At 40.3% G+C, this 22,397-nt stretch carries 22 protein-coding genes and 1 tRNA gene; 7 read left to right on the top strand and 16 right to left on the bottom strand.

Translation table 11 applies throughout. The features are described from left to right. Window positions 1–114 precede the first annotated feature (114 nt). Window positions 115–201, bottom strand: a tRNA-Leu gene (locus FTV17_RS08630). Between the two features lie 182 nt (window positions 202–383). Here FTV17_RS08630 and queA point away from each other — a divergent pair. From queA to secF, 7 genes are all read left to right on the top strand, one after another. Further along, the gene (gene queA / locus FTV17_RS08625) at window positions 384–1,421 is read left to right on the top strand and encodes a tRNA preQ1(34) S-adenosylmethionine ribosyltransferase-isomerase QueA (protein ID WP_179998938.1); all 1,038 of its coding nucleotides are present in this window, start codon (window positions 384–386) and stop codon (window positions 1,419–1,421) included. A 10-nt stretch (window positions 1,422–1,431) separates the two neighbouring features. After that, window positions 1,432–2,466 (top strand): hypothetical protein, encoded by a 1,035-nt coding sequence (locus tag FTV17_RS08620; RefSeq protein WP_179998937.1) that lies wholly within the window; start codon window positions 1,432–1,434, stop codon window positions 2,464–2,466. Between the two features lie 24 nt (window positions 2,467–2,490). Next, on the top strand, window positions 2,491–3,060 hold the full coding sequence (locus FTV17_RS08615; RefSeq protein WP_373687198.1) for a LemA family protein: 570 nt from the start codon (window positions 2,491–2,493) through the stop codon (window positions 3,058–3,060). Window positions 3,061–3,352: 292 nt separating this feature from the next. After that, a complete protein-coding gene (gene tgt / locus FTV17_RS08610; RefSeq protein ID WP_035265598.1) occupies window positions 3,353–4,483 on the top strand; it encodes a tRNA guanosine(34) transglycosylase Tgt in 1,131 nt (376 codons plus the stop codon). Window positions 4,484–4,580: 97 nt separating this feature from the next. Then, complete coding sequence (yajC, locus tag FTV17_RS08605; RefSeq protein ID WP_035265599.1) at window positions 4,581–4,910, top strand: preprotein translocase subunit YajC; 330 nt, start codon at window positions 4,581–4,583, stop codon at window positions 4,908–4,910. 53 nt (window positions 4,911–4,963) lie between these two features. Further along, window positions 4,964–6,865 carry a protein translocase subunit SecD gene (secD, locus tag FTV17_RS08600; protein ID WP_179998935.1) on the top strand — a complete coding sequence of 634 codons (1,902 nt, stop codon included), beginning with the start codon at window positions 4,964–4,966 and terminating at the stop codon, window positions 6,863–6,865. Window positions 6,866–6,872: 7 nt separating this feature from the next. Further along, complete coding sequence (secF, locus tag FTV17_RS08595; protein WP_179999020.1) at window positions 6,873–7,850, top strand: protein translocase subunit SecF; 978 nt, start codon at window positions 6,873–6,875, stop codon at window positions 7,848–7,850. 38 nt (window positions 7,851–7,888) lie between these two features. Here the strand turns inward: secF and FTV17_RS08590 are convergent, their stop codons facing one another. The 15 genes from FTV17_RS08590 to FTV17_RS08520 all read right to left on the bottom strand — a co-directional run bounded on the left by FTV17_RS08590 (window position 7,889) and on the right by FTV17_RS08520 (window position 22,222). Continuing rightward, window positions 7,889–8,533 carry a 4'-phosphopantetheinyl transferase superfamily protein gene (locus FTV17_RS08590; RefSeq protein WP_179998934.1) on the bottom strand — a complete coding sequence of 215 codons (645 nt, stop codon included), beginning with the start codon at window positions 8,531–8,533 and terminating at the stop codon, window positions 7,889–7,891. Between the two features lie 98 nt (window positions 8,534–8,631). After that, complete coding sequence (der, locus tag FTV17_RS08585) at window positions 8,632–10,044, bottom strand: ribosome biogenesis GTPase Der (protein ID WP_035265604.1); 1,413 nt, start codon at window positions 10,042–10,044, stop codon at window positions 8,632–8,634. 170 nt (window positions 10,045–10,214) lie between these two features. Continuing rightward, window positions 10,215–11,363 (bottom strand): outer membrane protein assembly factor BamB, encoded by a 1,149-nt coding sequence (bamB, locus tag FTV17_RS08580; RefSeq protein WP_092767625.1) that lies wholly within the window; start codon window positions 11,361–11,363, stop codon window positions 10,215–10,217. Then, window positions 11,363–12,064 carry a tetratricopeptide repeat protein gene (locus FTV17_RS08575; RefSeq protein WP_035265609.1) on the bottom strand — a complete coding sequence of 234 codons (702 nt, stop codon included), beginning with the start codon at window positions 12,062–12,064 and terminating at the stop codon, window positions 11,363–11,365. Before FTV17_RS08575 ends, bamB begins: the two co-directional genes overlap by 1 nt. Before the next feature lie 29 nt (window positions 12,065–12,093). Beyond that, window positions 12,094–13,389 (bottom strand): histidine--tRNA ligase, encoded by a 1,296-nt coding sequence (gene hisS / locus FTV17_RS08570; RefSeq protein ID WP_035265610.1) that lies wholly within the window; start codon window positions 13,387–13,389, stop codon window positions 12,094–12,096. Between the two features lie 3 nt (window positions 13,390–13,392). Further along, window positions 13,393–14,514 carry a flavodoxin-dependent (E)-4-hydroxy-3-methylbut-2-enyl-diphosphate synthase gene (gene ispG, locus FTV17_RS08565; protein WP_092767631.1) on the bottom strand — a complete coding sequence of 374 codons (1,122 nt, stop codon included), beginning with the start codon at window positions 14,512–14,514 and terminating at the stop codon, window positions 13,393–13,395. Window positions 14,515–14,532: 18 nt separating this feature from the next. After that, window positions 14,533–15,333 (bottom strand): helix-turn-helix domain-containing protein, encoded by an 801-nt coding sequence (locus FTV17_RS08560; protein WP_035265612.1) that lies wholly within the window; start codon window positions 15,331–15,333, stop codon window positions 14,533–14,535. Then, window positions 15,324–16,124, bottom strand: a complete 801-nt coding sequence (pilW, locus tag FTV17_RS08555) for a type IV pilus biogenesis/stability protein PilW (RefSeq protein WP_179998933.1) — start codon at window positions 16,122–16,124, stop codon at window positions 15,324–15,326. Before pilW ends, FTV17_RS08560 begins: the two co-directional genes overlap by 10 nt. Before the next feature lie 56 nt (window positions 16,125–16,180). Continuing rightward, window positions 16,181–17,416, bottom strand: a complete 1,236-nt coding sequence (rlmN, locus tag FTV17_RS08550) for a 23S rRNA (adenine(2503)-C(2))-methyltransferase RlmN (RefSeq protein WP_179998932.1) — start codon at window positions 17,414–17,416, stop codon at window positions 16,181–16,183. A gap of 122 nt (window positions 17,417–17,538) precedes the next feature. Further along, complete coding sequence (gene ndk, locus FTV17_RS08545) at window positions 17,539–17,970, bottom strand: nucleoside-diphosphate kinase (protein ID WP_035265623.1); 432 nt, start codon at window positions 17,968–17,970, stop codon at window positions 17,539–17,541. A gap of 109 nt (window positions 17,971–18,079) precedes the next feature. Beyond that, window positions 18,080–18,280 (bottom strand): Fe-S cluster assembly protein IscX, encoded by a 201-nt coding sequence (gene iscX, locus FTV17_RS08540; protein ID WP_035265625.1) that lies wholly within the window; start codon window positions 18,278–18,280, stop codon window positions 18,080–18,082. A 110-nt stretch (window positions 18,281–18,390) separates the two neighbouring features. Next, window positions 18,391–18,942 carry a phosphatase PAP2 family protein gene (locus FTV17_RS08535; protein WP_179998931.1) on the bottom strand — a complete coding sequence of 184 codons (552 nt, stop codon included), beginning with the start codon at window positions 18,940–18,942 and terminating at the stop codon, window positions 18,391–18,393. Window positions 18,943–18,961: 19 nt separating this feature from the next. Continuing rightward, complete coding sequence (locus FTV17_RS08530) at window positions 18,962–20,233, bottom strand: glycosyltransferase family 1 protein (protein WP_257219913.1); 1,272 nt, start codon at window positions 20,231–20,233, stop codon at window positions 18,962–18,964. A gap of 155 nt (window positions 20,234–20,388) precedes the next feature. Beyond that, window positions 20,389–21,666: a glycosyltransferase family 1 protein gene (locus FTV17_RS08525; protein WP_257219912.1), complete on the bottom strand. Its 1,278-nt coding sequence runs from the start codon at window positions 21,664–21,666 to the stop codon at window positions 20,389–20,391. A 109-nt stretch (window positions 21,667–21,775) separates the two neighbouring features. Further along, entirely contained in the window at window positions 21,776–22,222 is a 447-nt protein-coding gene (locus tag FTV17_RS08520; protein WP_179998929.1) for a hypothetical protein, read from the bottom strand. Between the last annotated feature and the right edge of the window lie 175 nt (window positions 22,223–22,397).

Raw genomic sequence — 22,397 nt, 5'->3', positions numbered from 1 at the left:
CCTTACATTATATTATTCATCAAATCTTCATTTGAAATTTTAAAATTCCTTAATTTATTTAAAACAAATAAAAAGGCCCTCAAGTCTGAATACGCTTGAAGGCCTTTAAGTATTTGGTCCCGAGGGTCGGACTCGAACCGACACGTCATCTCTGACAGCGGATTTTGAGTCCGCCGCGTCTACCAATTTCACCACCTCGGGAAAGGTTGTGTTCGGTATAATATCGTTTTTCTTTTCTTTGTCAATGCAAAAACTGACTCAAGCGCCTATTTTTAAATCAATAGCATGCATTATGCTTTTTTAACCACCAAACTCAACTCGAACTGGGCAAAAAAAGCATATACTAATGCCAAAATTTTTGCTGATTCCATTTTTATATTCTTATGCAACTTTCTGATTTTAGCTTTGAACTGCCAGACGAACTTATTGCCCGTTACCCTCTTGAAGAGCGAAGCGCTTCTCGCTTACTTCATCTTAAAGCCGATGGTCAATATGACGATCACCAATTTACCGATATTTTAGACCTGTTTAATGAAGGTGATTTATTAGTTCTAAATGATACTAAGGTAATGAAAGCTCGCTTGAAAGGTAAGCGTGCTTCGGGTGGTGCGATTGAGGTTCTGGTTGAAAGAATGCTTGATCAATTTATTGCTCATTGCCATATCAAAGCAAGTAACTCACCAAAACCAGGTGCTGAGCTTTTTGTCGGATCAGATGAGCTTAAAGTTACGGTTCAAGGGCGCCATGAAAATCTCTATGTGGTGGAATTTTCCAAACCAATCTTAGATGTATTGGATCAGTATGGTGCATTGCCTATTCCACCTTACTTCAACCGAGAAGCAGAAGATATTGATACTGTACGTTATCAAACCGTATTTAATGATCCTACAAAAATTGCCAGCGTTGCAGCTCCAACGGCATCTCTGCATTTCGATGAACAACTATTAAAAAAACTTGAAGATAAAGGTGTAAACAAGACATTTGTCACTTTACATGTAGGTGCAGGTACATTTTTACCAGTACGCACCACTGATATCGAAAATCACATCATGCACAGTGAATGGTGCCAAGTCAGCGATGAAGCTATGGCATTGATTAAGACGACTAAAGATCGAGGCAATAAAGTGATTGCCGTCGGAACGACTGCAACACGCGCAACTGAAAGTGCGGCTCAAGCCAATGATGGCCAACTGAAGGGCTGGACTGGTGATACTCAGATTTTTATTTATCCTGGTTATGAATTTAAAGTAGTAGATCGCTTAATTACTAACTTCCACCTTCCAGAATCAACATTATTAATGCTTGTTTCAGCCCTATCCAATCGTGATTATATTTTGAATGCGTATCAACATGCTGTAAAAGAACGCTATCGTTTCTTTAGTTATGGTGACGCAATGTTGATTGACCAAGCAAAAGATTAGGATCTGATCTATGCCGATTGATTCTGTTCAGCAACTGCTTCACCTTCGCACCCGAAAGAACAAGCAAATTATGGCCAGTGTTGATCGGCTTTGGGCTCTTGGACGTTCTGCTCAACATTCTGATGACATCCTGCAAGGATTACATCCATGGGGTTCGAATACCCAACTCTTTTTTCACAATGGCATACCTAAATTTTTAGTTACGCTTGCCATCATATTCATTGTTTTTTCGCTCTTTCCTATTTTTGACACATTAAAATGGATGGCATATAGCGCATCGGCGATACTTATCCTGATTGCATATATAATTTATGAACCGAATAAACCTATTCATGAAGTGATTTCATTTCTTGAAGAGCGAACGATTGGTTTTAAATTCGGTATAGAAGCTTATTCAACGCCATCACACCTTGGAACAAATAGACATAACACCTTGATCATAAGTCAGCTAAGGCAAAAATTTCCTTTGTTTAATCAAGGTAACCATGCCAATGACATTTTGAAGTTTGCCTCCACCACGTGGAAAAACGCTCAAAACCAAGATTTCCCTGTTATGCTTTTTCATTACCGATTTATTGATGAAGTCAATCTGCCTGAGCAAAATAAAACACCACAAAAATTAAAAAAAATTGAACGTCATCGTTGGGGCGTATTTGTATTTGATATATCACCACTAGGATTAGCCACGACCAGTAGAAAGAAAGGGTTCACCACACCATATACAGAGCGCTGGGAGAGCAGTGATTTAGAGCTACGTAAAAAAGTTCAGATTTACGGTACAGATCGTTTACAACTCGCAAAGATCATGACGCCATCAACCACACTCAAACTGATTAAATTTTATCGAATTCACCAGGGCGACTTAATTTTCCACCCTCATGACCAAATCATGTGTTATTTGGGAGATCGCGATTTATTTGACGTCACACACAAACTTGAAATCAAAGAGATCAAAAATATATCCGCTTTGCGCGGTTACTTAAGAACATTAACCATGCCAAATTATCAACAACTCAAACAGAGCATGCTAAACTTAGTCGCATAATAACGATCATATTAGGTAATGCGCGTGGGCTTATTCATTTTTCTTTCCATCTTTGTTTTGATTATTGTTTGGGGAATATGGGTTCGAAATAATATCGTTCGATATTTGAATGCTTCTCAGCGTGCTTGGTCAGATGTCACAAATTTTGAACGTCAGAAAATTAAAACATTAGATCATCTTGAGCAAAATTTATCTCAATACACTGAGTTTGAAAAATCAACTTTAGAAAATATCACAGCCTTACGCCAACAAATCCTAAATCTCAATACACAATCAACTGATGTAGCTCAGCTTCAGCATATTGAAGCGCTAAGTCAGTCGTTAATGAAGAGTTTAAATGTGGTTGTTGAAAATTATCCAGATCTCAAAGCTGATCAGCTTTACAAGCAAATGATGCATGACATTCAAGAGCAAAATGAAAATGTCAGCGCTGCAATTTCAATATTCAATCGAAATGTCGAAGAGTTTAATAACTTGATTCAAGTTTTTCCAAATAACTTAATCAACAGTATCAGCCTCGCAAAGAAACCTATTCGCCCATTTACAGATCATAAAGCGCAACAAAATTTTGATTATCGCCCTAATTTCAAATAAGGATTCCACCTTAAAAAGTGGCAATATCTTAGAGAATCACATTGTTTATCCATTACGATTTATTCATATTAGGGTTTAGGGTACCGCAAAAACTGCACATCTGAGCAAAGAATAAGCAGATTTCTTCATTGTTTAGCAAGATCATGAATCTCTTGTAATTTTTCATATACAAAAATCCAAGTCGTTAAGAATAATGTAATTTTTCTAGCATAAACTGCGCGAATCTAGGAAAATAGAGCGCTTTATCGCTATCAATCAGCGAACTGTTTTTTCGCCTCGATTTGGACAATTTATGAAGTTTGAAAAATTAGGTCAGTCTGGTCGCGCTCGACGCGGACGCTTAACCTTGGAACATGGTGTCGTTGAAACACCGATGTTTATGCCTGTCGGAACTTACGGTACTGTTAAAGGCATGCTCCCACGTGATATTGAAGAAATTAAGTCACAGGTCATTTTAGGGAATACCTTTCATTTATATCTACGCCCTGGTCTAGATGTCATTCGTGAGCACGGTGGTCTACATGGTTTTATGAAATGGAATAAACCAATTTTGACTGACTCTGGTGGCTTCCAAGTATTTAGCTTAGGCGCAATGCGTAGTATCAAAGAAGACGGCGTAACATTCCGCTCTCCAATTGATGGCTCTAAAGTCTTCCTTTCTCCTGAAATTTCGATGGATATTCAACATACATTGAATTCAGATATCGTGATGATTTTTGATGAATGTACACCCTATCCAGCGACTCACGAAGAAGCTCAGAAATCTCTACAACTTTCATTGCGTTGGGCAAAGCGTTGTAAGACTCAACATCATGATGTGTTAAAAAACCGCAATGCCCTGTTTGGTATTATTCAAGGCGGCATGTATGAAGACCTCCGCCAAGAATCACTAAATGGATTAAAAGAAATCGGTTTTGATGGTTACGCGATTGGCGGTCTTTCTGTAGGCGAGCCAAAAGAAGAGATGATCAAAGTCCTTGATTATCTTCCAGAGCAAATGCCTGCGGATAAACCACGTTATTTAATGGGTGTAGGCAAACCAGAAGACATCGTTGAAGCTGTTCGTCGTGGTGTAGACATGTTTGACTGTGTAATGCCAACTCGTAACGCACGTAATGGACATTATTTTGTTACGGACGGTTTAGTGCGTATACGAAATGCGAAATACCGCCATGATCAAAGCCCACTTGATCCGCATTGTGATTGTTACACTTGTACCAACTTTACCCGTTCGTATCTATACCATTTAGAAAAATGTGGTGAGATGCTTGCATCAATGCTTGGCACAATCCATAACCTCCGTTATTACTTGCGTTTAGCAGAAATGATGCGTGATGCATTAGATAACGGAACATTTGATGATTTTGTTCACGATTTTTATGCACGCCGTGGGCTTGAAGTACCCCCTTGTCCGCAAGATTAATACATCAGTATTTGCGCTGAGCAAAAAGACAATGTAAATTGCTGAACAAGCCGATTTTTTATCATCTTTTTTGATATTTTTAGTTTAGGAAAATGAAATGAGCCTTTTTATTTCGACTGCACACGCAGCTGGTGAAGCTGCACAACAACCAAGCTTAGTTGCTAACTTATTGATGATTGCAGTATTCATTGCAATTTTCTACTTCTTAATTTGGCGTCCTCAAGCAAAACGTGCGAAAGAACATCGCACTTTGGTTGAGAGCTTAGGCGTTGGCAGCGAAATCGTTTTTGCAGGCGGTTTAATGGGCCGTATTACTAAACTCGAAGGTGATTTCGCTGTGGTTGAATTAAACCGTGGCAACGAAGTTAAAATTCAGCGTGCAAGTGTGATTTCAGTATTACCTGAAGGCACTCTAAATAACCTTTAATTATAAAATAGTCGTGCAGCTGCACGACTTTTTTCATTTTAAGAAGAAAGCGAATGCGTTACCCAGCATGGAAATATTTACTCATTCTAGTTGTACTAGTCGTGAGTACATTATATGCCCTGCCAAGTTTGTATCCTGATGAACCAGCTATCCAAATTTCTGGTGCAAAAGCTGGTTCTGTCATTGATGACACAGTGATTCAAAAAGCAGAGCAACTATTAAAAAGCAACAATATCCAGTCCCACAATAACAGCTTTACTCAAAATGCTGCCCTTCTACGTTTAGACAGTTCTGAAGCCCAATTAAAAGCAAAAGATATCCTACGTGAAGGTCTGGGTGAAAACTATGTTGTTGCATTAAACCTCGCACCAACAACACCTGAATGGTTACAGAAAATCGGTGCACGACCAATGAAACTTGGTCTTGATTTGCGCGGTGGTGTCCACTTCCTCCTTGAGGTGGATATGGACAAAGCTATTGCGCAGCGTATGGAAACTTCGGCTGCTGATTTGCGACGCGAATTCCGTGAGAACAAGATCAAATTCAATAGTCTTTCATTGAATAACAATGCGATCACTGTTCAATTTGCTAACAATGAAGATCGTGCAGCAGCGATGGATCAACTTCGTCGTAACGGCAATAAATATACTCAACAAGCACTTGCAACTGAAAATGGTGCCAGTCTTCGTTTAACCTATACAGACACCACGAAGCAAGAAATTCAGTCATATGCGTTAGATCAAAACTTAACAACACTTCGCAATCGTATTAATGAACTTGGTGTTGCAGAAGCATTGGTTCAAACCCAAGGTAGCAACCGTATTGTGGTTGAATTACCAGGTGTCCAAGACACAGCTGAAGCAAAACGTATCTTAGGTCGTACAGCAAACTTAGAATTCCGTTTGGTATCTGATCTAAATGATCAATATATTGATCCTTATTCAGGGAAATATAATGGTCAACCCTTACCTCCAGGGACAGAAGTATTCGCCTATGAGTCTTTAGACAGTGGTCGTGAACTTTTACTTAACCGTAATCGTATTCTGACGGGTGAGCGTGTACAAAATGCTTCTTCAGGCTTTGGACAAGATAGTGGTACAGCAGAAGTTAACATTACCCTTGATAATGCAGGTGGTAAGTTAATGTCAGATGCGACTCGTAGCGCTGTTGGTAAGCGTATGGCGGTACTGTTCATTGAGAATAAACAACGTATCAGTTACGTTGAAGATCCTGAAACAGGTGCACAAACTGAAGTACGCACACCATATACTGAATCTGTCGTCATTAATGCAGCGAATATTCAAGCAGTACTGGGTTCACAGTTCCGTATTACTGGTTTAGATTCACCTCAAGAAGCAGCTGAGCTAGCTTTAATGCTTCGTGCAGGTGCGCTCGCTGCACCAATGTACTTTGTTGAAGAGCGTGTTATCGGTCCAAGCCTAGGTCAAGAAAACATCGATAAGGGCGTACTATCCACTCAAATTGGATTTATCCTAGTCGCAATTTGGATGGTGGTATTCTTCCGCTTATTCGGTGTCATTGCGAACTTCGCTCTAGTATTCAACTTAGCCATGATCTTGACGGTTATGTCTTGGATCGGTGCTTCATTAACGCTGCCAGGTATTGCAGGTATCGTTATTACCATCGGTATGGCGGTGGATGCAAACGTTCTAATTTGCGAGCGAATACGCGAGGAAATCAAATGGGGAGCATCGCCTAAACAGGCGATTGTTGCAGGTTATGATCGAGCTTATAACACCATCTTTGACTCGAACTTAACCACATTCCTTGTTGCATTTATCCTCTTTGCCATTGGTACTGGTCCGATCAAAGGATTTGCCGTGACACTCATGATTGGTATTGTTTGCTCGATGTTTACTGCGATTACAGTAACCCGTGCAATTGTACAGATCATTTACGGTAAAAAACGTAACTTGAAAAAGTTGAGCATTTAGGAGATCTATCATGACTGAAAATACTCAACTCGAATCAAAACAATACGGCCGTCCAGACAACGAACGCGTAATTCCTTTCATGAAGATTGCAAAGCCAGCAGCTTGGCTTTCAATCATCCTGACTATTGCAAGTATCTTCTTTATCGCGACTAAAGGTCTGAATTTAGGATTAGACTTTACTGGCGGTGTTGCAGCTGAATTGAATTATGCCAATCCTGTAAAACCCTCTGAAGTGACGCAAGCATTAAGTGATGCGGGTTTTAATGATGCTGTTGTTCAAACCTTAGGTTCTGAACGAGATTTAATGGTTCGTATGCCCGTACAAGAAGATATTGAAGCGGAAGATCTAACCAAAGCAATTACCACCGCAGTTCAATTAGACAATAATACCGTGACTGTACCTAAGGTAGATGTTGTTGGTGGTCAAGTCGGAAACGAACTTTACATTAAATCAGCAGGTGCTGTGGCTTTGGCTCTGATTATCATGCTGATTTATGTGACGATTCGCTTCGAATTCAAGTTGGCAATGGGTGCTGTTCTATCGCTATTTCACGATATTATCGTGACTCTTGGTATTTTTGCATTGATGCAGTGGCCATTTGACCTAACCGTTCTAGCTGCTCTTCTAGCGATTATTGGTTTCTCATTAAACGATAATATTGTTGTCTCGGATCGTATTCGTGAGAACTTCCGTAAAATTCGTGGGGCAGAACCTCTTGAGATCATCAATATTGCATTGACTGAAACCTTACGTCGTACCATCCACACTTCGATGACGCTATTGCTTGTGGTCGTTGCTATGATGATCATGGGCGGCGATGGTTTGAAATGGTTCTCGATTGCAATGTTTGTCGGTGTTTTTGTCGGAACATATTCTTCGATTTATATCGGTACTGCATTTGCATTGTGGCGTGGTCTGAACCGCCAAGACTTTATTGTTCAAGTAAAACCTGAATTTGAAGAGGAAGAAGAAATTCCTCAATAAACATTCAATACAAAAAGCCCATCAAATGATGGGCTTTTTTAATGTTGAGTGATTTGAATTTGAGGAATTGCAAAACCACGGCAAGAGTATTCACTTCGCCATGCGACTGTCAGCATACAATCCATGATTTCAAAATTCTGATACGCAAATACCCCTAAGACTGGATGCTCACAAACCCCACCCATGTGTGTGGTATGGGCATTGGTATTCAACTCATTTAAGCTCATACGGATTCCCATCCCATGTGCCTTCAAAATTGCTTCCTTAATGGTCCAGACTTTAAACCAATAGCGAGAATCAAAATCCAATTCTGTCCATATCGCATATTCCAGTGGATGAAATGCATGTTTGGCTAAAGCTTCGAATCGAATTGATCGATTCAGCTCCTCAATATCCACACCCAAATCTCGAATATGATGTGATGTAACTAAAGCATAATAATGTTGACTATGACTATGGTTAAACTCAAAGTTTGAGATTTTTTTCAAAAAAGGTTTTCCATCTTTCGTTTGGTCAATATCCTCATTTTTTATTGTTTTATTTAATTTACTTCCTAGTAAGCAGTTACGATATTGGTGAATCATTTTTTTTCTAAGACTGATTTCTTCAGTACGTGTTAGATTTTCAGGAACTTGAAAAAAAGAAGAAATTTTAGAAATATCAATTTGAATATGACGGGTCATAATAACGTTCTCAGTGATTCCATTTATCTTAATTTATTCGCATGATAAAAAAAGCCCAAACTTCACATTTGGGCTTTCTGGACTAAATTTACAATTGATTAACCGCGTTTGAACTTCTTCTCGGCTTTCTTAAACTTCTGTACATAACGACGTTTACGTGCCGCAGTACGCTCGTCAATTTGAGATTTACGACCTTCAAATGGGTTCTCTGAAGTTTTAAATTCAATTTTTACAGGTGTACCCTCTAGTTTATACACTTTACGGAACACGTTTTCTAAGTAACGACGATAGTCAGCTGGGGTTTTATCAACTTTATTACCGTGAATCACAATCGTAGGCGGGTTTTGACCACCGATATGCGCATAACGCATTTTAATTGCACGGCCTTGAACTTTAGGTGGATGATGCGCGTCTGTTGCATCTTTTAAGATCTCAGTGATTTTCGCTGGAGATACTTTCAAACGTGAAGATTCATATGCACGGTGGATTGAAGGATAAAGCTCACCCACACCTGTACCATGCAAAGCAGAAATTAAATGGATTTTTGCCCATGGAATAAAGTCAAAACGACGCTCAACATCCAATTTACATTGTTTGCGATCATATTCTGACATATTGTCCCATTTATTGATCGCAATCACCATCGCACGACCAGCTTCAATCGCATATCCAATCAAATGCAAGTCTTGCTCAACAATACCTTCACGCGCATCAACAACAACAACAACAACGTTGGCATCTTTCATTGCTTGTAAAGTCTTTACGATTGAGAATTTCTCAATCATTTCATCCACTTTGCCTTTACGACGAACACCAGCAGTGTCAATGAGCGTATATTTTCGACCATCACGCTCAAATGGGATGTAAATTGAGTCACGTGTAGTACCAGGCTGGTCAAAAGCAACGACACGTTCTTCACCTAACAGGCGATTAACTAATGTTGACTTACCTACGTTCGGACGACCGATAATCGCTAGACGGAGCCCAGTATCTTCATCACGCTGTTCACTTAGGTCATCTTCTGGTACATCTTCAAGTACTTCTTCGAGCATTTGTTGAACACCACGCCCATGGCTTGCAGCCACTTGCATCGGTTCACCCATACCCAACTTAAAGAACTCAACCAATGCTGCCTCTGCATGAACACCATCAACTTTGTTGGCAACTAAAAATACTTTTTTACCGAGTGTACGTAACTCACGCGCAATCTGTTCATCAGATGCTAGAAGACCTGCACGCGCATCGACAACAAAGATAATCATATCTGCTTCATGAATCGCAGTTTTAGACTGCTCTGCCATGTAAGAGTCGATCCCACCTTCGTTTTCACCGATACCGCCAGTATCTACAACGATAAATGATTTATTTTGGTATACTGCATCACCATATTTACGGTCACGAGTAAGACCGGCAAAGTCTGCAACAAGCGCGTCACGACTTTTGGTAATCTGGTTAAACAGCGTTGATTTTCCGACGTTCGGACGACCAATGAGCGCAATAACGGGTTTCATAGATTAACCTTTAACAAGATCAGCCAACTCAATTGGCCTGAACATCAGAAACTGTGGAAGAAGTTAGACGAATCATCTACTTAAAAATAAAAATGTCGGGGTCTGACAATTCAACACCCCGAACTTAAAATATGTATTCAGCGACTAGTTTACCATAAGCAGAGAAAAAATTAACGATTCTGCCAAATTGTAAGTGCGCCTGTACGTGTCACTGAGTAAAGCTGATTGTTTACTACACGTAACGAACGTACTTCACCACGCGTTTTTTCACGACCAACAAGTTGACCATTTTTAGGATCTACAAGGTGGAGCACCCCCTCATAATCACCTACCACTAAATACTGACCTAACATTACGGGGTTGCTTAATTGACGGTTAAGCAATTGATCATTAGTCCATAACGGCTGACCCGTCACCAGATCAAACGATACAATTTTACCATCTGTTTGCGTGACGAAGACTTGGCGACCTGCAACTTCAGCACGATTAATACTGCTTGCATCTTCACTCCAAATCACACGTTGCGAAACTAGATCTAGTACAGTGACTTGGCCTTGATAGCTGGTGGTTACAACCAATTGTCCTGCAACGATTGGATCTGCATCCACATCAACTAAACGCTGTATATCAGAACGACCATCGCTGACTGCCACACGTCTTTGCATACGCAAAGTTCCAGTGAGACTATCAATTGCGTACACGTATGCATTTGACGAGGCCACTAACACTGTTCGTGGGTCTAAGCGCACAGGTGAAGCTTGACCGCGTAAGCTCAATTGTTCGTTTGGCATACGATAGGTCCACACTTGTTGACCTGTTTTTTCATCCAGACCAAACACCGTACCATCATTTGCAACAACGATCACTCGACCAGTCTGAATAAGCGCCGCACTCAAAATTGCACCACTTAATTGCGCCGTCCAACGGATATCACCCGTTTTTTGATCGAGAGCAAACAGTTGACCTTTCTTGTTGCCGACGATCACTAACCCATTGGCCGCTTCAACACCTGAACTTAAACCAAGCTTTGTAACTTGTTTTTCCCAGACACGCTGCTTACCTTGATATGCAGAAACCTGTCCCTTAGGATCTAAAAAGTATAAAACACCTTGATCATTCGCCATTCTCAAACGCAATGGATCAGCAGCATCCGTCGCTGAAACGTTATGTGAAAAAATAGGTGCTAAGCTCACCGATTGCTGAATTTTAGGCAACGGATTAGGTTTCACCTTTTCTTCTTTCACCGTATTGCTTGTACACGCCATTAGTGCACACGACAATGTCGCTAGAACAAAAGAAATTTTATACTTTCTATCCATTAAGACTCATCCGTTTGTATATCTAAAATTGGGCGCTCAATTTCAGGATCTTCTACTAATATGCCAACACTTTCGAGTTTAATTTGTAAGATTTGGCGTTCTTGTTTAGTTGCAATTAAGTTATCCCACGCGCTCTGATAAGCTTTTTTCGCATTTTCAATATCATTCTTAGCAATATAAATATCGCCACGTGCTTCATCTACAGTTGTTTTGAAAGCGGGCAAAGTCAAACCAGACAATGTTTTTAAAGCCTCATCATATTTTTTTTGTGCCAGTTGAGCATCTGCTAAACGAAGCTTAATGATGTGTTGTAAACCTTCATCTTTGATTTGAGCATTTTCAATTTTTTTCAATTCACGTTCAGCTTTGGCATAATTCTCTTGATCATAAGCCAATTTTGCCATTACAAATTGCGTTTGAACCGCATGAATCGAATCAGGATTTTCTTTTACAATTTTTTCTGCAGTTCCATCCAAAGCAGTCGCTACTTTAGGATCAGTTGTTGCAGCTTTCGCTTCATCAACTAAGAGCTGTACTTTAGCAGTCTGTATTTGATCTTCTGCTACGTTTTTCTTCTTCCAATATTCCCATCCGAAAAAGGCGATCAGGGCAAGAAGAATCAGCGTAATCAACGCCGATCCATATTTCTTAAAAAACGACTTTGCTGTATGCAGTTGTTCTTCGTCAGTCATTGCGCTCATATGATCGCCCTTTCCTTATGTTCTTAAATTTATTTTGAAGATAGTTTATCAATGATGAACGGCACAATGTCATTGACCGCTACTTGTGTCTGCTCTGCTGTAGCCAACTCTTTGACTGAAAGTTGTTGCACCTCAGCTTCACGCTCACCAAAGATTAAGGCATAAATTGCACCAGACTGATCCGCTTTTTTCATTTGACTTTTCATCGAGCCTTGAGAGCCAACTTTCAGACGCACTGAACTACTTGCAGCTTCAAGTTGATCTCGAATTTGCTCAGCCAAAACTAAAGCTTTACCTTGCGTCGCAGGATCTGCAAGTAAAAATACTTCACAATCACGTACTGGTATATTGTCTTCTACTTGTTCTAAAAGAAGCAATAAACGCTCAATACCCATTGCAAAACCAACCGCAGGAACCGATTGATCTGGTTTACCTTTTAACTGACCCACTAAACCATCATAACGACCACCAGCGCAAACCGTACCCTGTGAACCCAGATGTGTCGTCGTCCATTCAAATACAGTTTTATTATAGTAATCCAAGCCACGAACCAACTTTTGGTTAATGACAAATGAAATACCTGCATCGGTTAGATATTGCTGTAATTGTTGGAAATGTGCCAGCGTCTCTTCACCCATAAAGTCATGAAGTTTAGGCGCATTTTCTAAAATGCTTTGAGTTTTTGCATCTTTAGAGTCCAAAATACGCAGTGGATTCGTCGTTAAACGACGCTGCGAATCTTCATCTAAATCTGACTTATGTGATTCTAAAAACTCAACCAAGGCTGCGCGATAAGCTGCTCGCTCATCTGACTCACCTAAAGTATTGAGCTCTAATTGAACTTTGTCCGCAACACCCATCCGTTTCCACAGACGCGCAGTCATCAAAATCAGTTCAGCATCTTGATCAGGAGTTGCAACACCAAACGTTTCCACACCAAATTGATGAAATTGACGGTAACGACCTTTTTGCGGTTTTTCATAACGGAACATCGGTCCAATATACCAAACACGCGGTGTCGCACCACGAAGCAAATTATGTTCGAGCATAGCACGTACACAACCCGCAGTACCTTCAGGACGTAAGGTCAAAGACTCAGGAGGATTACCTTTATCTAAGAACGTATACATCTCTTTTTCAACGATATCCGTTGCATCACCAATAGAACGCTTGAACAAGTTTGTCTGTTCAACCATCGGCAAACGAATTTGTTGATAGCCATAGGCATCCATCAAACCAGACAGATGCTGTTCAAGACGTCTCCAAGCTGGGGTTTGCGTTGGGAGAATGTCATTAAAACCTTTGATTGCGACGATTGAACTCATGATCTACTCAGAAAAACCTGTGCGAATAATCTCTTTTGATTTAGCTTTTTCAAGCTCGTTAACACGTTGACGAACCATATTTTCGATTTCGTCAACTAATTGATTTGTGTCAATTAAATGACTCTTTTCACCATTACGATACACCAGTGAACGTGGACTTGCACCCACTACACCAATATCAGCTTCTTTAGCTTCACCAGGACCGTTGACTTTACACCCGATGACAGAAACATCCATTGGAGTACGTACATCTTCCAAACGCTCTTCAAGCATTTGCATCACTTTGATGACATTAAATTCTTGACGTGAACAACTTGGGCAAGCAATAAAGTTAATACCATTTGAACGTAAACCCAAAGATTTAAGAATATCAAAACCAATTTTGATTTCTTCCTCAGGTTCCGCTGCCAATGAAATTCGCATGGTGTCGCCAATGCCTTCCATTAACAATCCGCCCAGTGCAATTGCCGACTTCACCGAACCAGTACGGTAAATTCCAGCTTCAGTCACTCCTAAATGTAACGGGTTGTCAATTTGTTGTGACAACAAGCGATAAGCATCCATCGTCAAAAAGACATTCGATGCTTTCACTGACACTTTAAACTCTTGGAAATCCAAACGATCTAAAATATCAATATGACGCATTGCTGACTCAAGCAAAGCTTGACCTGTTGGCTCACCATATTTCTTTTGAATATCTTTTTCGAGAGAGCCTGCATTGACACCAATTCGCATTGAAATATCGTTGTGACGAGCCGCAGCAACCACTTCGCGAATTTTTGCTTCTGAACCGATATTCCCTGGGTTGATACGCAGACAATCTGCACCCAAATCTGCAACAGCCAAAGCAATTTTATAGTCAAAATGGATATCGGCAACGAGTGGAACTTGCACTTGTTTACGGATTTCTCCAAAAGCAGCAGCGGCTTCCATACTCGGTACAGACACACGCATAATATCTGCGCCAGCATCCACACAACGTTGAATTTGTGCAACTGTTGCAGCTACATCACAAGTTTCAGTATTGGTCATGCTTTGAATACTGATTGGCGCATCGCCACCCACATACACAGAACCTACGCGAATTTTACGTGTTGGTTTGCGTCGAATCGGATTCTCGATCATCGTTTTACCTTTAACCCATTAACGTGATAAACGGAATTCAGCTTTTCCGTTTACGGTATATGGTGACAATGAAATATTTTCATTATTTAAACTTAATGAAACGGCTTGAGCATCATCTAATCGAATTTGGAATGGAGACTGTCCATTCAAACTAATCGCAGTTGATTGGCGTCCAGTTGCTAATACTTTACCCGTACTGTCCACAATGTGTACTGATGTAGGGCGGCTAAAACTGAGATTCATCGTATCGCCTGATACTGCTTCAGTCGTGCCTGTACCATTATTTAAGGTCAGAATTTGGACATTGTTGGATTGATTCGTATCAGTGTTTGACGAATCGCCTTTAGCCGCCCATTTTTGGATTGCGGAGATTAATAGCCAAGCCACGCCCAAAATAATTAACGCAATCACGATGCGTTTAATCCACTTGCGATTACGTACGCTTTTCGAGCCAGGAAGTTTCCCCATAATTTTAATTGGAGAATTGTTCAAAGCATGATTTGGCAGTAAACCTGTATCATTTTGATAGATTTCATCAAAACGTTGAATCAAAGCAGAGGCATCAACTTTGAGATACTTCGCATACGAACGATAGTATCCCTTAATGAAAGTCGCTTCTGGCAAAGATTTGTATTCGTCTTGCTCTAACGCTTCAAGCGTTTTTACTGGCATTTTCAAATCACCAGCAACTTTGACCAGATCACGTTGTTGAGAAATACGGATTTGACGCAAATACTCGCCAGGGCGTTGAATATTTCCTAAAGCATTAGGTGCTACGTTTGAACCAGTAGGTTGCTGTGAATTAGGATTTACTTCCATACGGCCTCAGTATTGAACTGTAATTGCAAATAACGTTGAAATTCTTGACTATTTGGAAATAAAGTACGCAACTGATTCACCAGCACATACATTCCCGTTCTATCACCATTGGCACGTGCGATACGTAAACCAATCCAGAGTGCTCGCGCACCTTGATTTTGCTGGCCAACTTTGAGTACAAATTGCTCATATAGCTGACGCGCGGCAATATTATTCTTTTGCAGATAAAATATCTCTGCTAACTCTATCATTGAAACAGTCGAGTCACGATTGACTTGCAGTGCTTGTTTGAACGTTTTTTCAGCATTCGGTATATCCCCTAGAATGAGATAAATCCGTCCAAGGTTTTCTAATGCACGATGACGTTGGTCATATCCAAGCGTTGCGCCTGCAATTGAAAGCTGTTTAACAGCATCATTATATCGTTTCACTTGATACAAATACGTACCATAGTTGTTACGTGCTTGCGCATTTTTAGGATCAATTGAAATAGCACGAGAAAAATAATGATCTGCACGTTGCATGTTGATGTCACTTCCTTCTTGCTGAAGCAACACCCCCATCATCATATTTGCAGTTGAATCGCGCGAATTAACCTCTAATGCCTGATCAAGCACACGTTTGGCAGCATCTAAATTCCCATTCCGAATATATTCAGCCGCCATTTGGGTACGAACTTTCACTGATTTCTCAGGATCCTTTTTGCTCGTATCGCCACTGGTAGTTTGGCATCCAAAGAAAAGCAATCCAGATAAAGCGACTGTCATCGTCATGACTATTTTTTTATACATCGGCTTGCTCAAATGATGCCTCCCTCTTTTTAATCATTCACATCTAAATGATACAACTAGCCTTGTGAACGCATAATTTCATTACGTTCTAGCACTTTTTTCTTCCATTGTTCTGCACGACGAGTACGGTCAGCCACTTGACCAACCAATTGACCACAAGCTGCGTCAATATCATCCCCACGTGTCTGACGAATCGTACACACAAAACCAGCATCAGACAAAGTTTTTTGGAAAGAAATGATGCGATTTCGGCTCGAACGCCCGTATGGTGCATGTGGGAATGGATTAAATGGAATCAAGTTAATTTTACTTGGTAAATTTTTCAACAACTTAATCATCTGCTGTGCATGTTCAGGATGATCGTTGACCCCGTCTAACATGACATACTCAATTGTGACATGCTTACGTGCACTTTCATTACCATCTTTAGTGATGTAACGCTGACACGCTGCAATGAGTTGGTCTAACGGATATTTTTTATTAATTGGTACTAATTCGTTACGTAACTCATCATTGGTTGCATGCAATGAAATTGCAAGCGCAACATCAATGTCTTGAGCCAATTGATCTATCTTCGGCACAACCCCTGAAGTTGACAGTGTGACACGGCGTTTAGACATTCCATAGGCGAAATCATCAAGCATGATACGCATTGAGTTAAGCACAGCATCATAGTTAAGTAATGGCTCGCCCATACCCATCATTACCACGTTGGTCACAGAACGCTCACGCTCAGCAACAGGCACATCTTCCATATAGGAATAGTTCGCCATCCACAACTGACCAATGATTTCAGCCTGTGTTAAATCGCGTTGGAAACCTTGTTTTCCTGTTGAACAGAACGAACAGTCCAAAGCACAACCGACTTGTGATGAAATACATAAGGTTTTACGCGAACCCGTTTTATCCTCAGCAGGAATCAGTACTGTTTCAACCAAAGAACCCGCACCATCACCTACACGGAATACCCACTTACGCGTTCCATCTTTAGAATAGTTTTTATGCACGACTTCTGGTGCTTTAATTTCACAAATCCTTTCAAGTTTTTCACGTAATTTCCCTGAAATATTGGTCATTTCAGCAAAATCAGTAACGAAGAACTGATGAATCCATTTCATCACCTGACCCGCACGGAACTTTTTCTCCCCCATTTCCTCAAAGAATTTTTCCATTTGCGGACGTGACAGGCCAAGTAAATTCACTTTCTGTACAGTATCAGCCTGCTGTACTTGAACAGTAGTGGGCTGTTGTTCATCTAAATTGACGGATGAAGCGACAACTTCAGAATTCATGAGTATTACCTAAACCATAATGTGGGATAAAAGAACATGCTCAATTTTCAAGCAATAAAATCTTTCAGAAATAAAAAAACCAGATAAGCAGTATAGCACTTATCTGGTTTGAATACTGCGAATTAACGAGTACGTGGAGCGATCTCAGTTTGAGCGAAGAAGTAGTTAACTTCACGATCAGCAGATGCTACAGAGTCAGAACCGTGAGCAGCATTTTCGTCGATGCTTACAGCGAAGTCAGCGCGGATTGTACCTGGAGCAGCTTCTTTAGGGTTAGTAGCGCCAAGGATGTCACGGTGAGCAAGAACTGCGTTTTCACCTTCAAGAACTGATACAACAACTGGACCAGAAGTCATGAACGCAACGAGGTCAGCAAAGAAACCACGTTCTTTGTGCTCAGCATAGAAGCCTTCAGCTTCAGCTTGAGTTAAATGTTTCATTTTAGTCGCAACGATTTTAAGACCAGCTTTTTCGAAACGAGCAAAAATGTCACCGATGTGGTTTTTAGCAACTGCATCTGGTTTAACGATAGATAAAGTACGTTCAATAGCCATGATTGGCTCCTTTAGTCAAATTGACATGAAAATTTTGGCGCATTATACCGAATAATGCGCGATTATCTGCTTTTCGCGTGTAAAAAAATGGTTTTTTTCGATCGATGAATTATCGAGCTTCGTCAATCCAAGCCATTTGAATTGCTTCTAACAATCCTTCTGTTGATTTGTTTGGATCATCTTCGAACTCTGGAAGCGCACAAACCCATGCATGAAGATCAGTAAAACGGATCCATTGTGGATCCACATCTGGATGAGCTTCATACAGTTCAATTGCGATATCAAGGGTGTCTGTCCAACGTAAACCCATACTTATTCCTAAATCATCTTTGGTGAATTCATGGCTTAATTTTAGCAAAAAGCAAATCAAGACGTACAATTATATTGCTTTTGTACGCCTTATCATGCAATCAACCTCCCTCACAATACGATATTTAATGCTGGAGCAGCCAAGATAATACCACTAGCAACCGTCGCCCCAATTAAGGCACCCACTAAAACATCTGTTGGGTAATGCAATCCCAATACCATGCGCGACAACGCAACCAAAATGGTAAATGGCATCATCATCACCAGCAAGACAGGCTCTACATAACCCAATACGATTGTTGCCATTACTGCATGCAATGTATGACCAGAAGGAAAACTAAAATGATCTAGTGGTCTTTCGCCAATATGAATAACTTGGTGAACTTGGTATGGTCGTGGACGTACTGTTTTTGTTTTTAAAATTTTATAAATCAGCGTACCTAACGAAGCAGCAACAACAATATATAAAATTTGAATAGTGTATTGCGGTCCTTGCAGTAGCCACACCAACGCCACCATCATGTACCAAAAAACACCATCTCCGAGCCGACTAATAATTTTAAATATGAGTGCAATACTTTGTGTATGCGATAGATTATTGAAATAGAGACATCCTCTTAGATCAAGATCGAGTATTTTTATTTTGGTATTTTTAAAATTCATTTCACTCTACTCCTATCGTTCAGGCCGTGAGCGTTTTCTGCTGCACGACACGATAAAATGCATGTTCGAGTTGTTGAACTGGATGTTGCCATCCGACTTGTTGTACTTTTTTCATTGCCTGCATCCCCATTGCATGCAAGCGTTTGTTTTGGGGCAGATTAACAATATATTGAACCAAGGTTGCAGGCTCACCCAATGGCGCTAACCATGCTGTTTCTGCATCTAAATATTGCTTAGCACAAGCATAATCATAAGCAACTACAGGCAACGCACTCGCCATTGCTTCAAGGACGACATTGCCAAAAGTCTCTACTTGACTGGCAAAAACAAATACATCTGCGCTTGCAAATGATTCAGCAAGATTTGTGCCACTTAAGCTTCCAGTAAAGATGATATCGGTATGCTTGCTTTGACGAACCAAACGCGAATAATCAGGCCCATCCCCCACGATGACCAACTTAAATCTGCGTGTTGTTTGTGTTTTAAGTTTTAAATAGGCATCAATTAACACTTGAATCTCTTTTTCAGGTGAAACACGACCAACATAAAGCAGGACAGTTGTATTCTCACAAGCATCCCATTGTCGTCTGAGTTGCACACTTCGAAAAGTAGGTGAAAACTTTTCAACATCCACCCCAGTCTTAATCACTTCAACTTGACATGTAACACCAAAGTTACGTATCGCATCAGCCGAGTCCTGACTTGGTACACAGGTCAATTGCGTATTATTATGAAACCATTTGAGATAGTGCTGAATCGGCTTGACCATAAAAGCAAGATCATAAAAACGACTAAAGTCATGAAAAGCAGAATGAAAACCACTACTCACAGGAATCTTTTTGTTTTTTGAGAGCTGAAGTACCGCTAAACCTAATGGTCCTTCTGTCACGATATGCACCAAATCTGGTTGAAATTCATCAAATGCTTTAGCCACTTTGCCATACTGTGGCCAGCCAAATTGCATATGGGCATACTTCGGAATGGTTTGACCATTCACCAAACACTCACGGTTCGGTGAAAATTCCGAACATATTTGTTTTTGTGAAGGTCGTACCAATAGAATTTTGTGACCAAGCTTCTGTAGACCTTTGCAAATCTGTAGTAAAGACAATGAAACACCATTCAGTTCTGGCGGCCATGTCTCCGTAACGACAGCTATTTTTAATCTAGATCGCCCCAATTGCTCAAGCACCGATACATCCCGATCGGAGTTTTGATTTTTAAATTTTAGCCTCTGGTGATCATATTGCGTTGTCGATCTAGGCAATACAGTGTCCATGATTCCCATCATCACACCTCTTTTGTATTTTTTTCATACTTTTACTTTAGAGATGGATCATTTCATTATGATGATGATTTCATTAAATACTTGTCATAATTAGAATAGATGACTGATTCACCGACCACCCTCAAACACGCGACAAGAAACTACGAATTCAAAATAATTTAGTGAAATAAAATAAGATGCACAGCAAAAAATAACGCTTGCTCAAAATCAATAACAGGTTTCAACCATCCTGTTGCAGCAACTGCAAGATGCGCTTTCTCACCCATTATTTTTAAATCGGGTTGATTCAATGTTGCTGTCATTGCTCGTTCGAACATATCTACATCACCGAGAGGGATCAACCATCCCGTTTCATTGTGCACAACATGCAGTTTGGCACATGCATAATCATAAGCCACCACAGGCAAGCCACTTGCCAATGCTTCAAGCGCGACATTTCCAAAGGTTTCAACTTGACTTGGAAAGATAAACACATCTGCACTGGCATATGCACAAGCCAAGTCTTCGCCAGTCAAACTTCCCATAAAAATAATATCAGGGTGATGATTCGCAAGGGCTTCAAGCCTTACTCGATCTGGTCCATCTCCGACAATGACCAATTTAGTATAATGTTCAACCTCACCTTTCATTTTCAAAAAAGTCTGAATAATCAGGTCTACTTCCTTTTCAGGTGACAACCGACCAACGGAAATCAGCACTCGTGTATGCTCATTTGCAGTCCATTGCTCTCTCAATAACTCCGATCTTTTATTCGGATTAAATAATTGGGTATCAACACCTCTCCCCACCACCCTTAACTCACCGCTTACTCCCATTTGTTTTAAAGCATGCTGTGTATCTAAACTTGGCACACAAGTCACGCCTGTCTTATTGTGAAACCATGTTAAATACTTTGAGATTGGCTTAACGAGAAAAGGAAACTCAAAGTATCGACTAAACTCTTGAAAGGCAGAGTGAAAACCACTTGAAACAGGAATATTCTGAGACTTAGCTACCATTAGACTCGCAAATCCCAATGGTCCCTCTGTCACAATATGCACAACATCTGGCTGAAATACCTCAACCGCTTTTGAGATTTTAGAAAACTGTGGCCAACCGAACTGTAAGGTGGGATATTTCGGAATCGCCTGAGCATGCACCCAACACTCCATATCAGGTTTAAACCGTTTACATTTCACTTTGGGTTGAGGACGTATCAACAAAATTTGATGACCTCGCTTCTGCAAACCCAGACATAAATTCATCAGTGAGTTTGCAACACCATTAATCTCTGGTGACCATGTCTCAGTCACAATGGCAATTTTTAATTGAGGATGTCGTTTAGGCTGATCAGCATCAGGAAGAAGAATAAAATCCTCAAATGACGTATTTTTTTTGATATCCAATAATTCAAAGAGTTTTTTTTGTTTTATTACTTGCATGTTTAGGAGTGCCATCATCACACCTTTTATTAATGTTATCCCTAAAATTTAAAAGAACATAATTTCAATATGATGATGGTTTCATGACAGCCTTGTCATAAGGCTCATTCAGATTTTCACATTTTTAAGGCTCTTGCTCTTGAATACGATCTACATCACTGCCTAGCTCATTCTCTTGCTCTTGACCAGAGTTAACTGGTGGTTCTTCAATCCGTTTTTCCAAGTTTTCTCCTTGAAGTGCTACAGAGGATTCTGATGATGTCCGATCTTCTAATTGTTTAGTTTCTTGTTCAGCATTAACTGCAACTGGTTTCAAACTACCTTCAACAATTGTATAAACCTGTCCATTAGAAAAATCGATGTGCTGTTTATCACCATGTAACAGTGGAAATCCAACGATTTGCTCGTACTGCTCTGCACGGTTAAATTTTTGTTGAACAGAATCATAAATCCAGTAAATAAAACGACGATCGTGAAGCGTTTTATCCTCTGACAGATCAGAGATGGTTTGTTGCGCCCATCCACAGATTGGCAAGATCGCCAATACGTAACATACAAATGATAATTTCATTCCCAACCTCAATCCTTGAGTTATTAAGTGTTCTTGTCAGATACTAATGGCTTTGTTGCAGAAAGCTATTCTTAAGGGCTTCTTCAGCCATATAATTTTCAAATGAAGAAGCCTACACACAAAATCTACCGCACAACCAATTGGCCCGCATATAACCGAGCACTCATTAATCGCG

It is taken from the genome of Acinetobacter sp. YH12239, assembly GCF_013417635.1.
In the GTDB taxonomy this organism is placed as follows: Bacteria; Pseudomonadota; Gammaproteobacteria; order Pseudomonadales; family Moraxellaceae; genus Acinetobacter.
Note: the sequence above shows the minus strand (reverse complement) of the source record. Positions and strands in the feature narration are given on the sequence as shown.

Excerpts from the sequence above, each read along its gene's own strand:
- der (WP_035265604.1), bottom strand. The coding sequence starts at position 10,044 with ATGAAACCCGTTATTGCGCTCATTGGTCGTCCGAACGTCGGAAAATCA.
- ndk (WP_035265623.1), bottom strand. The coding sequence starts at position 17,970 with ATGGCTATTGAACGTACTTTATCTATCGTTAAACCAGATGCAGTTGCT.
- tgt (WP_035265598.1), top strand. The coding sequence starts at position 3,353 with ATGAAGTTTGAAAAATTAGGTCAGTCTGGTCGCGCTCGACGCGGACGC.
- iscX (WP_035265625.1), bottom strand. The coding sequence starts at position 18,280 with ATGGGTTTACGTTGGACAGACACCCTTGATATCGCAATTGAACTGTAT.
- secD (WP_179998935.1), top strand. The coding sequence starts at position 4,964 with ATGCGTTACCCAGCATGGAAATATTTACTCATTCTAGTTGTACTAGTC.
- bamB (WP_092767625.1), bottom strand. The coding sequence starts at position 11,363 with ATGGATAGAAAGTATAAAATTTCTTTTGTTCTAGCGACATTGTCGTGT.
- hisS (WP_035265610.1), bottom strand. The coding sequence starts at position 13,389 with ATGAGTTCAATCGTCGCAATCAAAGGTTTTAATGACATTCTCCCAACG.
- rlmN (WP_179998932.1), bottom strand. The coding sequence starts at position 17,416 with ATGAATTCTGAAGTTGTCGCTTCATCCGTCAATTTAGATGAACAACAG.
- pilW (WP_179998933.1), bottom strand. The coding sequence starts at position 16,124 with ATGTATAAAAAAATAGTCATGACGATGACAGTCGCTTTATCTGGATTG.
- queA (WP_179998938.1), top strand. The coding sequence starts at position 384 with ATGCAACTTTCTGATTTTAGCTTTGAACTGCCAGACGAACTTATTGCC.
- FTV17_RS08530 (WP_257219913.1), bottom strand. The coding sequence starts at position 20,233 with ATGATGGGAATCATGGACACTGTATTGCCTAGATCGACAACGCAATAT.
- FTV17_RS08535 (WP_179998931.1), bottom strand. The coding sequence starts at position 18,942 with ATGAATTTTAAAAATACCAAAATAAAAATACTCGATCTTGATCTAAGA.
- yajC (WP_035265599.1), top strand. The coding sequence starts at position 4,581 with ATGAGCCTTTTTATTTCGACTGCACACGCAGCTGGTGAAGCTGCACAA.
- FTV17_RS08575 (WP_035265609.1), bottom strand. The coding sequence starts at position 12,064 with ATGAGCGCAATGACTGACGAAGAACAACTGCATACAGCAAAGTCGTTT.
- FTV17_RS08525 (WP_257219912.1), bottom strand. The coding sequence starts at position 21,666 with ATGGCACTCCTAAACATGCAAGTAATAAAACAAAAAAAACTCTTTGAA.
- FTV17_RS08620 (WP_179998937.1), top strand. The coding sequence starts at position 1,432 with ATGCCGATTGATTCTGTTCAGCAACTGCTTCACCTTCGCACCCGAAAG.
- FTV17_RS08520 (WP_179998929.1), bottom strand. The coding sequence starts at position 22,222 with ATGAAATTATCATTTGTATGTTACGTATTGGCGATCTTGCCAATCTGT.
- FTV17_RS08560 (WP_035265612.1), bottom strand. The coding sequence starts at position 15,333 with ATGGAAGTAAATCCTAATTCACAGCAACCTACTGGTTCAAACGTAGCA.
- FTV17_RS08590 (WP_179998934.1), bottom strand. The coding sequence starts at position 8,533 with ATGACCCGTCATATTCAAATTGATATTTCTAAAATTTCTTCTTTTTTT.
- ispG (WP_092767631.1), bottom strand. The coding sequence starts at position 14,514 with ATGATCGAGAATCCGATTCGACGCAAACCAACACGTAAAATTCGCGTA.